Origin of the sequence: Candidatus Pelagibacter communis (assembly GCF_012932795.1) — a bacterium.
In the GTDB taxonomy this organism is placed as follows: domain Bacteria; phylum Pseudomonadota; class Alphaproteobacteria; order Pelagibacterales; family Pelagibacteraceae; genus Pelagibacter; species Pelagibacter ubique_S.
Map to the genome: position 1 here is coordinate 649,515 of NZ_LANA01000001.1, position 13,097 is coordinate 662,611.

Annotated in this window: 15 protein-coding genes; 5 read left to right on the top strand and 10 right to left on the bottom strand. The window is 29.5% G+C overall.

The features are described from left to right. The first annotated feature begins 20 nt into the window (after positions 1-20). The gene (locus VP91_RS03455) at positions 21-275 is read left to right on the top strand and encodes a hypothetical protein (RefSeq protein ID WP_169036040.1); all 255 of its coding nucleotides are present in this window, start codon (positions 21-23) and stop codon (positions 273-275) included. Here the strand turns inward: VP91_RS03455 and VP91_RS03460 are convergent. The 3 genes from VP91_RS03460 to VP91_RS03470 are packed head-to-tail and all read right to left on the bottom strand — an operon-like array spanning position 253 to position 2,660. After that, entirely contained in the window at positions 253-1,572 is a 1,320-nt protein-coding gene (locus VP91_RS03460; RefSeq protein ID WP_169036041.1) for an ATP-binding protein, read from the bottom strand. The genes VP91_RS03455 and VP91_RS03460 overlap by 23 nt on opposite strands. After that, positions 1,553-2,230, bottom strand: a complete 678-nt coding sequence (locus tag VP91_RS03465; protein ID WP_169036042.1) for a response regulator — start codon at positions 2,228-2,230, stop codon at positions 1,553-1,555. Before VP91_RS03465 ends, VP91_RS03460 begins: the two co-directional genes overlap by 20 nt. Beyond that, positions 2,223-2,660 carry a MarR family winged helix-turn-helix transcriptional regulator gene (locus VP91_RS03470; protein WP_169036043.1) on the bottom strand — a complete coding sequence of 146 codons (438 nt, stop codon included), beginning with the start codon at positions 2,658-2,660 and terminating at the stop codon, positions 2,223-2,225. The genes VP91_RS03465 and VP91_RS03470 overlap by 8 nt, the downstream gene beginning before the upstream one ends. A gap of 71 nt (positions 2,661-2,731) precedes the next feature. On the opposite strand from VP91_RS03470, the gene VP91_RS03475 reads away from it, so the two are divergent. Beyond that, the gene (locus VP91_RS03475; protein ID WP_169036044.1) at positions 2,732-3,607 is read left to right on the top strand and encodes a branched-chain amino acid aminotransferase; all 876 of its coding nucleotides are present in this window, start codon (positions 2,732-2,734) and stop codon (positions 3,605-3,607) included. 1 nt (position 3,608) lies between these two features. Here the strand turns inward: VP91_RS03475 and pgsA are convergent, their stop codons facing one another. Genes pgsA through uvrB form a run of 5 tightly spaced genes read right to left on the bottom strand, consistent with a single transcriptional unit; the run spans position 3,609 to position 9,345 of the window. Then, positions 3,609-4,193 carry a CDP-diacylglycerol--glycerol-3-phosphate 3-phosphatidyltransferase gene (gene pgsA / locus VP91_RS03480; RefSeq protein WP_169036045.1) on the bottom strand — a complete coding sequence of 195 codons (585 nt, stop codon included), beginning with the start codon at positions 4,191-4,193 and terminating at the stop codon, positions 3,609-3,611. 2 nt (positions 4,194-4,195) lie between these two features. After that, on the bottom strand, positions 4,196-6,031 hold the full coding sequence (gene uvrC / locus VP91_RS03485) for an excinuclease ABC subunit UvrC (RefSeq protein WP_169036046.1): 1,836 nt from the start codon (positions 6,029-6,031) through the stop codon (positions 4,196-4,198). Next, the gene (locus VP91_RS03490; RefSeq protein WP_169036047.1) at positions 6,018-6,443 is read right to left on the bottom strand and encodes a dihydroneopterin aldolase; all 426 of its coding nucleotides are present in this window, start codon (positions 6,441-6,443) and stop codon (positions 6,018-6,020) included. Before VP91_RS03490 ends, uvrC begins: the two co-directional genes overlap by 14 nt. After that, a complete protein-coding gene (locus VP91_RS03495; protein WP_169036048.1) occupies positions 6,440-7,192 on the bottom strand; it encodes an SDR family oxidoreductase in 753 nt (250 codons plus the stop codon). The genes VP91_RS03490 and VP91_RS03495 overlap by 4 nt, the downstream gene beginning before the upstream one ends. Continuing rightward, positions 7,174-9,345 (bottom strand): excinuclease ABC subunit UvrB, encoded by a 2,172-nt coding sequence (uvrB, locus tag VP91_RS03500; protein WP_169036049.1) that lies wholly within the window; start codon positions 9,343-9,345, stop codon positions 7,174-7,176. Before uvrB ends, VP91_RS03495 begins: the two co-directional genes overlap by 19 nt. A gap of 35 nt (positions 9,346-9,380) precedes the next feature. Between uvrB and VP91_RS03505 the strand changes: the two genes are divergently transcribed. From VP91_RS03505 to VP91_RS03515, 3 genes are read left to right on the top strand one after another with little or no spacing between them, the layout of a single operon-like run. Beyond that, positions 9,381-10,580, top strand: coding sequence for a pyridoxal phosphate-dependent aminotransferase (locus VP91_RS03505; protein ID WP_169036050.1), 1,200 nt, complete (start codon positions 9,381-9,383; stop codon positions 10,578-10,580). Then, on the top strand, positions 10,580-11,029 hold the full coding sequence (locus VP91_RS03510) for a YtoQ family protein (protein ID WP_169036051.1): 450 nt from the start codon (positions 10,580-10,582) through the stop codon (positions 11,027-11,029). The genes VP91_RS03505 and VP91_RS03510 overlap by 1 nt, the downstream gene beginning before the upstream one ends. 11 nt (positions 11,030-11,040) lie before the next feature. Continuing rightward, the gene (locus VP91_RS03515; protein ID WP_169036052.1) at positions 11,041-11,694 is read left to right on the top strand and encodes an NAD(P)H-binding protein; all 654 of its coding nucleotides are present in this window, start codon (positions 11,041-11,043) and stop codon (positions 11,692-11,694) included. 5 nt (positions 11,695-11,699) lie between these two features. On the opposite strand, the gene VP91_RS03520 is transcribed toward VP91_RS03515, so the two are convergent. After that, complete coding sequence (locus tag VP91_RS03520) at positions 11,700-12,116, bottom strand: hypothetical protein (protein WP_248289213.1); 417 nt, start codon at positions 12,114-12,116, stop codon at positions 11,700-11,702. 25 nt (positions 12,117-12,141) lie between these two features. Next, positions 12,142-13,089 (bottom strand): ADP-ribosylglycohydrolase family protein, encoded by a 948-nt coding sequence (locus VP91_RS03525; protein ID WP_169036053.1) that lies wholly within the window; start codon positions 13,087-13,089, stop codon positions 12,142-12,144. Between the last annotated feature and the right edge of the window lie 8 nt (positions 13,090-13,097).

Here is a 13,097-nt window from a genome sequence, read left to right on the forward strand (position 1 = left end):
TTAATTTTATAAATGAATATATGACAAAATCAAAATTTGTAATTGATAAATTAGCAAAAATATTTGAACAAGGACTGATCTCTTATAAGGACTTAAGTTCTGAAATAATTAATGTTTTAAAATCAAAGAGAGATGAGATAGTTTTTAAAATGAAATTAACAAGCAAAGAAGAGTTTGATGTTTTGACTAAAAGAGTTGAAAATTTAGAAAAAAAATTAGAACAATTTAAAAAAAGCAAATTAAAAAAAAAAATTACAAAGGTAAAAAAACCTTAACTCTTAATCCATTGAGAGGAGATTTTTCTAAGATGATGTTTCCTCCATGTGACTTTATAATATCTGATGTAATAGATAAACCAAGTCCAACACTAGACTTGGAATTACCTCTACTTTTATCAAGTTTATAAAAAGGTTTGAAAACATTTTGATATTCATTTTCAGGAATACCAAGACCATCATCATCAACAATAATTATTATATTATTATTTTTTTTGGACAGCTCAACACTTATCTTATTTGCGTGCTTTATTGAATTATCAATAATATTATTTAATGATCTTTGGATTAAATTTTTTCGACCATTCATATAAACTCTAGGAATTATAACTTTTGAAATATTACTATTGTCATATTTATCTATAGTGTTTTTTATCAATTCTGAAATATCGAAATCTTCATTCTTTTCCAAATAAGTAGAGCTAGTAAATTGTAGATATTCATTTAGCATTTTTTCCATTTCATCTATATCTAAAGACATTTTTTTTGATTGTTCTTCATTTTTGATAAATGAGAGTTGAAGTTTTAGTCTTGTTAATGGTGTTCTTAGATCATGACTAATACCTGATAACATCTCAGATCTTTGAGTAAGATGTCTCATTATTCTCTTTCGCATTTTATCAAATTCTAGCCCTGCTTGTCGAATCTCTAATGCACCAGAGGGTCTATATTCATCAATATTTTCACCCCTGCCAAACTTTGCAGCAGCTTTTGCAAGATTAACAATCGGTCTTGTTTGATTCTTTAAAAAAATTATTGCAATAGTTATCATTAATAATGCTGGTAGGGTTATCCATAAGGCAAACATTCTTGCAGAGGTACTTGCCACTCTATCTTTTGGAATAAAAAATTCAAAATAACCATCATTTTGTTTTATATTTATATGAATGAGTTCTTTATAGCTCGTTGTATCAAACCAATACTTTCCAGCACCAATATTTGATTTTAATTCTCTTCTCAAAGTTCTATCAATTGGACTAAACCATCTATCCTTTAATGGCTTATCAAGTAACTGATAGCCTTTGTACTCAACATTTAAATCTAAATAAATTGAAAAAAGGCCTGATAAATCATTATTATTGTACTTGCCATTTTCATGAGCCACAATGAAAGTTTTCATTTCGCCCACTAGTGCTCTTGTCATTCCTTTATTTGTTTTAATCCAAAGACTGTCAAAAAAAACAACTGTAATAATTAGCTGCAGAACAATAATAGGAACAGCTACAATTAATAAAGCTCTATAAAATAATCTTTTTGGTAATAAGTTTTTTATAAATTTACTCAATCCATAAGACATAGCCAGCACCCCTTAAAGTTTGTAAATATTTTGGATTTTTTGGATCAATTTCAATTTTTTTTCTTAACCTAGTAATTATAACGTCTATAGATCTTTCTTTGTCTAGATCAATCAGTTTTCCAATATCTTCTCTTGAAAATGTTTTACCAGGGTTATTAATCATTTTTTCTAAGATTATTTTTTCAGTATTATTTATTTTGAACTCTTTTTGATTTCTAACAAGTAAAAGTTTGTTTAGGTCAATTTCAATATTATCAAATTGAATAATTCTTTTTTGGTTATTTTTTTTAGTTTTATTTAAAATATTTTTTATTCTTAATATAAGTTCTTTTGGCTCAAAAGGTTTAGGCAAATAATCATCAGCTCCAACTTCTAATCCACCAACTCTGTCTTGTGTCTCACCTTTTGCAGTTAAAAGAATTATAGGTGTATTAATCTTAAATTTATTATCTTTAATAAACTCTAGCCCACTTTTTCCAGCCATCATTATATCTAAAATAATTAAATCAAATTTGATAATTGAAATTTTTTCTTCAGCATTTTCAGCACTATCAGAAGTTGTAACTAAAAAATGATTTTCATTGAGATATTTTTTTACTAAAGATCTAATTCCGTCATCATCATCTACAACTAAAATGTGAGCTATAAAATCATTCATTAATTATTTTTTTTAAAACATTATCAAAATTAAGAACCTCATCAGCACTTGAATTTAGAAGAGCAATATAGATTCTTTTTTTTTGAGATGCAAATATTTCACTAAAAATTTTTTCTCCTTTTTCATTTAAAAAAATATGCTTTACTCTTGTATCTTTTTCATCTTTTTTGAAAAAAATAACTTCTAGTTTAATCAAGTCTTTTAAGACTCTATTTAAACTTTGTTTGGTAACCTTGAGTTTGTTGAGCAATTCTGAAATCGTAATTCCTTTGTACATTGAAAGAAGATGCAATACCTTGTGGTGAGCTACACCAATAGAGTAATTATCCAATGTTTTTTTAGCATCTGAAAAAGATTCCCTATAGCTTGTAAATAACTTCTCAATCAGTTGCTTTAATTGGGTATCTTTTAAGTATAAAAGTTCTTTCATTATTAGTAAGTTATATTGACATATTATAGATACAAAGATAATTTTAAAAAAAAAATTAAATTATTTCATTCATGATACCCTACGATAAAAGATCAGGTAAAATTTGGTATAATAATGAGCTTGTTGATTGGGCTGACGCAAAAATACATGTTTTAAACCACGGACTTCATTATGCAAGTTGTGTATTTGAAGGAGAGAGAGTTTATGAGGGCTCAATATTTAAATTAGAAGAACACACATCGAGACTTTTTTATTCTGCGAAAAGAATGGGAATGATTATTCCCTATACAGAGAAAGAAATAAACAAAGCATGTAATAAGATTGTCTCAGTTCAAAATGTAGATAATGGATATGTAAGACCTACTATTTGGAGAGGCAGTGAAATGATGGCAATTTCAGCACAAAAAACAAAAATCCATGTAGCCATTGCAACATGGGAGTGGGGGTCTTACTTTGATCCAAAATTAAAAGTAGAAGGTATAAAATTAAATATTTCTAATTGGAGAAGACCTGCTCCAAATACAATACCTTGGGACACAAAAGCATCAGGTCTTTACATGATTTGCACATTATCTAAACATGAGGCCGAACAACAAGGGTACACGGATTCACTAATGCTTGATCATGAAGGAAATATAGCAGAGGCAACTGGAGCAAATATTTTTTTTAAAGATCAGAAAGGTGAAATACATACTCCCATACCAGATTCTTTTTTAGATGGAATTACTAGAAGAACGGTTATTGATATTGCACAATCAAAAGGAATTAAGGTACATCAAAGAAAAATTACTCCAAAAGAATTATCAAATTTTGTTGGATGTTTTTTAACTGGAACAGCCGCAGAGGTTACTCCAGTTTCATGTATTGCAGATCATCAATTTAAAGTTTGTCAAACTATAATTGATTTAAATGAAAGCTATCAAGTATTAGTTAGAAAAAATAAATAATTTACTTTTTATTATCTTCAGATATTGCATGGTCAATACCTTTTCTTAGATATTCATAACCTGTATATAGTGTTAAAAATGCTGAGAGCCAAAGTAGAATTATACCAATAGTTTGAGCATTATAATCTCGAAAATCAATAATCTTATTTCCAGTTTCACCAGTAAGCAAAAGTGCTATGGCAACCATCTGTAAAAAAGTTTTTAATTTTGCTAAATTAGTTACGGGTAACTTTATTTGACCCCTTGCTAAAAATTCTCTTAAGCCTGAAATTAATATTTCTCTTGTAAGAATAATGATTGCAGCAATAACTTCGTAGTGTCTTATTGTTCCACTCATAACAAGCAATATTAGTGCGGTGGCAACAATAATTTTATCAGCTATAGGGTCGAGCAACTCACCTAACTTAGACTCTTCACCCATCATTCTTGCTAACATTCCATCCAAAAAATCAGTAAAAGATGCAATTATAAATAACACACAAGCAGTTAAGTCACCATAAAAACCTGGTAAATAAAATGCTAAGACAAAAAAAGGAACTATTATTATTCTGCCAATTGTTAATATATTTGGAATCTTTTTAAGCATAATTATTCGTGAAAAAAATTATATATTTTTTTTGCAACTTTTTCCTCAACACCTTCTACAGATTTTATTTCATCAAAACTAGCGGACTCTACAGATCTAGCTGAACCAAAATGGTTTAAAAGAGCCCTTTTTCTTATAGAGCCTATACCATCTATTTGATCTAACAACGATTTAGTAATCCCTTTGGCTCTTTTTGCTCTATGAGAGGTTATAGCAAATCGATGAGCTTCATCTCTAAGTCGCTGCATAAAGAAAAGGGTTGGGTCATTTTTTTCAAATTTAAAGGTTTTACCATTAAAAAAAAATGTTTCATCACCGCTGTTTCTCATCTTGCCTTTTGCAATTGCAATCATAGGCACATCATGTAAACCAAATTCATCTAGCACTTCTTTGGCTGAGGAATATTGACCTTTGCCACCATCAATTAATATTAAATCGGGCAAAGTAAGATAGTTCCCTTTTTCAAGCATTGCTCTTTTAAATCTTCTTGTGAGAACCTCTTTTAACATTGCAAAGTCATCTTGTTCTGCACCTTTTGTTTTAATATCAAATTTTCTATATCTTTTTTTGATAAAACCTTCATTTCCAAAAGTGATCATTGCTCCAATACTATTTGTACCTGAAATGTGACTATTGTCGTAAACCTCAACCAAATTCACAACACTTTTAAGATCAAATTTTTTAGCAACACCTTCAAATAAATTTTTATTATTATTAGTCTCATAAAGCTTTCTATTTAATGACTCTTTGGCATTTTTTTCTGCCATCGCTATAACTTTAGCTTTTGTTCCTTTTTTAGCTGTATTAATTAATATTGTATGACCTTCTTTTTTACTTAAGGTTTCTTCTATTAATTTTTTGTCTTTAATATCAGTATTTATGATTATCAATTTTGGTACACTTTTGTTTTCGTAAAACTGCATTAAAAAAGAAGACATGATTTCATAAATATTTTGATCAGGATCGTGCTTTGGAAAATAAGCTTGATTGCCCCAATTTTGTTTTGATCGGTAAAAAAATACTTGAATACATGTTTTGCCAGATTCCTTATAAGCAGCAATCACATCTGCATCAACTAGATTAGCTTCATTAATTCTTTGTGATGATTGAATTATATTTAGAGATTTTATCCTATCTCTAAAAATTGAAGCTTTTTCAAAATCAAGCTGATCGCTTGCAATTTCCATTTCTTTGGAAAGGTTTTTTTGAATATCTCGTGATTTTCCTGACACAAACTGAATTGCTTGATCAACAGATATTTTATAATCAGTTTTATCTATGTAATTCACACATGGACCAGAACACCTTTTAATTTGATATAAAATACATGGTCTCTTTCTATTTTTAAATGTTCCGTCATCACAAACTCTTAATTGAAATATTTTTTGAAGCATTTTAATAGTCCAATTTGCTGTTCCAGCTGATGCAAATGGACCAAAATAAAATCCTTCTTTGTCTTTTTTACCCCTGTGCTTAGTAACTCTTGGCCACTTATCTTCTTTACCTATAAAAATGAAAGGAAACGATTTATCATCCTTAAGTAAGATATTGAATTTTGGTTTATGTTTTTTAATTAAATTTGCTTCTAAAAGCAAAGCTTCACTTTCATTAGCTGTAGTGGTTATCTCTAACTTAAAAGTTTGAGAGAGCATTCTAGCGGTTCTAATAATGTGGTTTTTTTCAGCAACATAGCTTTTCAATCTATTAGGAAGGTTTTTTGCTTTGCCCACATACAAAATTATATCTTTATGATCGAGCATTCGATAAACCCCAGGACTTTTAGGAATTAATGGCAGTTCTTTTCTGATTACTTCTTTGCCTAATTCAGAACTTTTCATGACTTCTTTTTTTGGTAATTTGGATACCAACAGAGGCACACTCTTTTATAATCTCTAATTTTTCAATTTGAAGCATAATTTTTCCAATTCGTTTGTCTTTAAATAATACATCAAAAACATCTTCAGCAAGTGTTTCTAAAAAATTATAATGTTTCTTTTTTGCAAGTTTTGTAATTAATTTTACAACCTGACCATAATTAACAATAGATTTAATATCTTTATCATTTGTTGGTTTTCTATCTTCATAATCAATCTCTAAACTAAATTTTACTTTTTGGGTTTTCTCTTTTTCAAAATCGTAATAACCAAGCTTTAAATCTAGTATTAACTCTTTAATAAGAATTTTTTTTTCATAATTAAATAAACTTTTATTTTTATCTATTTTGATAATATTTAAATTATTTTTTTTCATTCTTTTCCAATTAAGTCTGGTGTTTGCCAGTTTAAACTTTGTCCACTATCTATTGCTATTACTTGACCTGTAATTGAACTGTTTTTGATAAAAAAGTCAACAGCAGAACATATATCTTTTACATCCACTTGTTGTTTTAAAGGAGTTGCTAAATACTGTTTTTTAAAATGCATGTCAGTTTGCCTTTTATTTTTTATAGTTGGCCCAGGAGCTATTCCATTAACTCTTATATTTGGAGCTAATTCCATAGCACTAGTTTTTGTTAGAATATAAAGCCCTGTTTTGCTTAAAGTATAAGAAAAGAAAAAGGGAGTTAACTTAAAAACTCTTTGATCTATTATATTTATAATATTGTTGTTTTTACCCTTAACATTTTTTGAAAATTCTTTTGTAAAGTATGCGGGTGCTTTTAAATTTATATCAATATGTTGGTTCCAGCTTTTAGAGGAAAAATTTTTAAGACTGTCATTTTCAAATAATGAAGCATTATTAACTAAACAATCAAAGTATTTTAATTTTAACTTTGAGAATTTTATAATTTTTTTTAAATCTTGTTCCTTTGCAAGATCACCCTTTACTAAATAAACTTTTGTTTTATTTTTTGATAATTCCTTTTGTAATTTTTGAGCTTCAGATTTAGACTTATTGTAATGAATAACCATTTCAACTCCTGGTCCTGAGAGTTTTTTTGCAATAGCAGCACCCATTCTTGTTGCAGCTCCAGTGATAATTATTTTGTTTGCTTCCATTTTTTCTTACCTTTTTGTGCCCTTGTACCAGGTAAGCCCATCTTTGATCTACCTTTTGGGTACACTCTATTTTCTTGATTATAGTGTTTTACTTTTGGATTTAATACAATTTCCAACTCTGATGCTTCAAGGTTTCTTATTTCATCTCTAATTTTTGCGGCTTCCTCAAATTCAAGGTTTGTTGCGGCATCTTTCATTCTTTTATTTAATTGTTTTAAATGTTTCTTTAAATTGCCACCAATATTGTCACCTGTCCCAACTTTTAGATAGTCTTTTTCATAAACACTTTCTAGAACATCGGTAATTTCCTTTTTAATTGAGGTTGCATCAATGTTATGTTTTTTATTATAGGCAACCTGAATTGCTCTTCTTCTATCTGTTTCTTGAATTGCTTTTTTTATACTTTTTGTTTCTTTGTCAGCATAAAGAATAACTCTGCCCTCAAGATTTCTTGCAGCTCTACCGATGGTTTGAACTAGAGAAGTTTCAGATCTTAAAAATCCTTCTTTATCAGCATCCAAAATTCCAACTAAAGCACACTCAGGTATATCAAGCCCTTCTCTTAAAAGATTTATACCAACCAAGACATCAAATACTCCAAGTCTTAGATCCCTCATAATTTCTATTCTCTCTAATGTGTCAATATCAGAGTGTAAATATCTGACCCTAATACCATTTTCATGAAAGTATTCTGTTAAATCCTCAGCCATTTTCTTAGTTAATGTTGTAACTAGAACTCTAAAATTTTTATCGATTGTTTTTTTGCATTCATGCATCAAGTCATCAACTTGATTTTTGGCAGGTTTTATTTCAACTGGGGGATCAATTAAGCCAGTAGGTCTGATAATTTGTTCAATAAATTTACCTTTAACTTGTTCTAATTCCCATGGACCTGGTGTAGCTGATACAAAAACAGTTTGTGTTCTCATTGCATCCCACTCTTCAAATTTAAGAGGTCTATTGTCCATACAAGAAGGTAATCTAAAACCATATTCTGCAAGATTACTTTTTCTAGATCTATCTCCTTTATACATACCGTTTAATTGAGGAACTGTTACATGGCATTCATCTACAAAAATAAGTGTGTTGTCAGGAAAGTATTCAAATAGAGTTGGAGGTGGTTCACCTGGTTTTCTCCCAGATAAGAAACGTGAGTAATTTTCAATACCAGCACAAGAACCTGTGGCTTCAATCATTTCAAGATCAAATTTTGTTCTTTCCTCTAAACGTTGAGCTTCTAGTAATTTATTTTGTTCTTTAAATTTTTTTAGAGTAGCTTCTAATTCTCTTTTAATCTTTATTACTGCTTGTTCTATTGTTGGTTTTGGAGTGATATAATGACTATTTGCATAAACTTTTATTACGCTAAGTTCATTTATTAAATCACCTGTTAATGGATCAAATTCTTCAAGTTTTTCTAATTTATCTCCAAATAAACTTAGCCTCCATGCTCTATCCTCAAGGTGAGATGGAAAGATTTCCAAGTATTCTCCTCTTGCTCTAAAGGTTCCCCTATAAAAACTTTGATCATTTCTTTTATATTGTAAAGCAACTAAAGATTTAATTAATTGTTCTCGGTTATAATCATAGCCTGTTTTTAAGCTTAGCGTCATTTTACTATAAGCTTCAACTGAGCCTAATCCATAAATACAAGAAACGCTTGATACAATTATAACATCATCTCTTTCTAATAATGATCTAGTTGCTGAGTGACGCATTCGATCTATTTGTTCATTAATAGATGCTTCTTTTTCAATGTAAGTATCTGATCTTGGGACGTATGCTTCAGGAGTATAATAATCATAGTAGGATACAAAGTATTCAACTGCATTGTCAGGAAAAAAAGATTTCATCTCCCCATAAAGTTGAGCAGCAAGTGTTTTGTTAGGAGCTAGTATTAAGGCTGGTCTATTAGTTTTTTCAATTACTTGAGCCATTGTAAAAGTTTTTCCAGAACCTGTTACGCCAAGTAATACTTGGTTTAACTCATCTTTATTTGCACCACTAATCAATTGTTTTATTGCTTCAGGCTGATCTCCAGCTGGCTTAAAATCTGTTACAAGCTTAAACTTTTGTCCACCTTCTAATTTCTGGTGAATCTCTGGATTTTTACTTTGTATTTCAGTAATTAAATCTTGATAAGTATTTGGCATTATCTATAAAACTATTAGAATAAAAATATATTTCAATGAGCATTATATCAGACAATCTAAAAAAGATTAAACCATCCCCAACTATTGCTGTAACTCAGAAGGCAAGAGAGTTAAAAGCAGCAGGAAAAGATGTAATAGGCCTTGGGGCAGGAGAGCCAGACTTTGATACACCAAATAATATCAAACAAGCGGCAATAAAAGCCATTAATGATGGTGATACTAAATATACAGCGGTTGATGGAACACCAGCTTTAAAAAAAGCAATAGTAGAAAAATTTAAAAGAGAAAACCACCTAGATTATACAACTGATCAAATTACAGTTGGTGCTGGTGGAAAGCATGTAATTTATAATGCCATGATGGCAACTTTAAATGAAGGAGATGAGGTTATTGTTCCAGCTCCTTATTGGGTTTCTTATCCAGATATGGTTTTATTGGCTGGTGGAACTCCAATTATTTTAGAGTGTAATGAAAAACAAGGATTTAAAATTAACCCAGCTGAATTAGAAAAATCTATAACACCAAAAACAAAGTGGATAATATTAAACTCACCATCAAATCCCACAGGTGCCTGTTATTCAGAAAATGATATTAGAGAAATTGCTAAAGTATTAATTAAACATCCACTTGTTCATATTTTAAGTGATGATATTTATGAGCACGTAACATATGAAGGGTTTAAATTTTTCACTATTGCTCAAATAGAAGAATTGAAAGAAAGAGTTCTTACAATGAATGGTGTGAGTAAAGCTTATTCAATGACTGGTTGGAGAATAGGGTATGCTGCTGGCCCAAAAGAAATTATTAAGGCGATTGCTAAAATACAATCACAATCAACAACTAACCCATCTTCAATTAGTCAAGCTGCAGCAGTTGAAGCTTTAAATGGAACACAAGATTTTATAAAAGAGAGAGCAACTTCATTTCAAGAAAGAAGAGACTTTGTTGTTAAGGCACTAAATGAAATAGACGGAATTGAATGTCTAAATCCAGAGGGGGCATTTTATGTTTTTCCGAGCTGCAAAGGGTTAATTGGAAAAAAAGATACAAGCGGTAAGGAGCTTAAAACTGACACTGATTTTGTTCAGTCTTTATTAGAAAATAGTGGTGTTGCAGTTGTTCAAGGTTCTGCATTTGGTTTAGAAGGTTTCTTTAGAATTTCATATGCAACTTCTATGGAAAATCTTAAAAAGGCTTTAGAAAAAATATCCACTTTTTGTAAAAGTTTAAAATAATGTTAAACGTATATTTAGCAGGCGAAATTCACAGTAATTGGCGAGAAGAAATTATTCAACTTTGTGAAAAAGAAAAATTAGATGTTAAGTTTACATCTCCCATCACCGATCATGAAGCCTCTGATAATTGTGGTGTAGAAATCTTAGGAGCCGAAGAAAAAAATTTTTGGAAAGATAGAAAAGGCGCTAATATTAATTCTATTAGAACCAAAAAATCTATTCAAGATTGTGATGTAATTATTGTTAAGTTTGGTGAAAAATTTAAGCAATGGAATGCAGCCTTTGATGCGGGTTATGCTACAGCACTTAATAAATCTATGATTGTTATTCATAACGATGATCATCAACATGCTCTTAAAGAAGTGGATGGCTCTGCTGCTGCTGTTGCATCAGATCAAAAACAAGCTTTTCGTATATTGAAATATATATTGGAAGGATCCTTAAAGTAGGTTTAGTTGTAATGAAAACAGCTTTATTATTTGGGTCATCAGGTTTAGTTGGAGGACACCTCCTTAATCAATTAATTAAAGATGATAATTATAATAAAATAAAGATATTTGTTCGTTCAGAACCTGAAATTAATGATCCAAAAGTAGAGATTATTAAGACTGATTTTAACAACTTACAAAATCACAAAGAAGATATCAGAGGAGATGACTGCTTCTTTTGTATTGGTACAACTAAAAAAAATTCACCTGATAAAGACGAATATAGAAGGGTTGAACTTGATATTCCTAGAGAAGTTGCAAAAATTACAAAATTAAATTTGGTCAACTCATTTATTTTTGTCTCCGCATTATACGCAAACCCAAAGAGTTCAGGAGAATACATAAGATTTAAAGGGCAAGTTGAAGAAGAGTTAAAAGAACTTAATTTTCCAAAACTTGCAATAATGCGACCTTCCTTTTTAATAGGAAATAGAAAAGAAAAGAGAGCAAGTGAAATAATAGGTATCTTTGTTTTTAAGTTACTTTCTCCATTACTTTTAGGTCCTTTAAAGAAAATTAAACCTATTCATTCAGAAACTGTTGCAAGAGCAATGATAGCTGTTGTGCAAAATGATATTCAGCAAATTATTCTTGAGTCTAACGATATATCAAAAATAACTAGTTAGTATTTTTAAACTAACCCAAGTCTAATTACTGAGTTCCCAGCATCTATAATACTATCTTTTGCAGGTTTAAATTTCATACCCAATAAATCTTCAGAATATGAAGTATCAGTCTGCATTAAAATTCCAAGATCAGGCAACAGCTTCTTTACAGAAGAGTCAAAGTAGCTGATTAATTTAGCCATAAAAATTGGCATTTCTCTTTTTGGTAATTTTTTTGCATACTTTGGAAATGCTTCTTGCATAATTTTAGAAAGCTCGAGCATTTTTTTAACTTCTGAACCAATAATCAATCGTCTTCCATTAACCTTGGGGTTTTTAATAGATAAAACATGTGCTCTTGCTACATCTTTTACATCAGAAATCAATATTCCAAAATCTTGGATAAAAAAAATGGAGCTTGGGTAGAAAAAAAGAAATTTCAAAAATAGTTCAATTAACTAAGTAATGTTATTTTTGATTTAAAATTTTTTTAGCTAGATCTGTTTTTTTTATCCAAGATTTTGGAATTGAATTAATGCCTTTTAAAGCTGCAAAATATGCACCAACAAAATTAACTCTAGAGCAGTTACAGCCCCCAGCTTTAATAGTTTTTAAAATAGCTCCTTTATAATTTGATGAATTAATAATTGAGTGAATTGAACTGTTAAAAGTTCCAGGATAACTACATGCCATTCCTAATTTTTTAACTACTATTGGGTGAGGTTTTGATTTTAATCTTTTTACTTTTTTAATGTCTTCAATAACACTTTTAAAATATAAATTTTTTTTGAACTTTTTTAAGAATTCATTTATGGGATCTTTAGAACCCTTTAGAGCCAAATCTATTAGATGAAATTTAGCTAAAGCATATTTTAGGCTTATTTTTGAAACAGTAACTGTTGAGATAATTTTTTTTAAGTTATTAAAATCATAACCATATAAAAAATAGGGTAGAGCAGCACAGTAGCCATCAGACTCATTAACTTTAGTGCCACCTGTTAATTTCTTTTTATCTTTAATGTTTTTAACTGATTCAATAATATTTTGGTGAATCCAAGGCCCTTTAATTATACCTCGCCAATCTTTAACTTTTCTATATTTAGATCTCAGATTAAGGTTTTTCCAATAAATACTTCCTGGACCAAAGCTTTTATTAATATTTTTTTTAAATCTTTCCTCTATATTTTCATGCCCTTCAATCAATGTTTGAAACATGACTTGACCTACTTGATTATAACCCGAAACCTTTCCAGTTTTAATATTATAAAAAGGACTTTTATTATTTTTTAAGAAAGTAAAATCTTTCTTTCCTTTAATATAAGTTAGTAGTTTTTTTTGGTTATAAACCCAATGTAATGGTCTAGCCGCAGCATCAGCCACAGTAGCGCCCAAAAAAACATGTAGATTATTTTTCACTATTAATT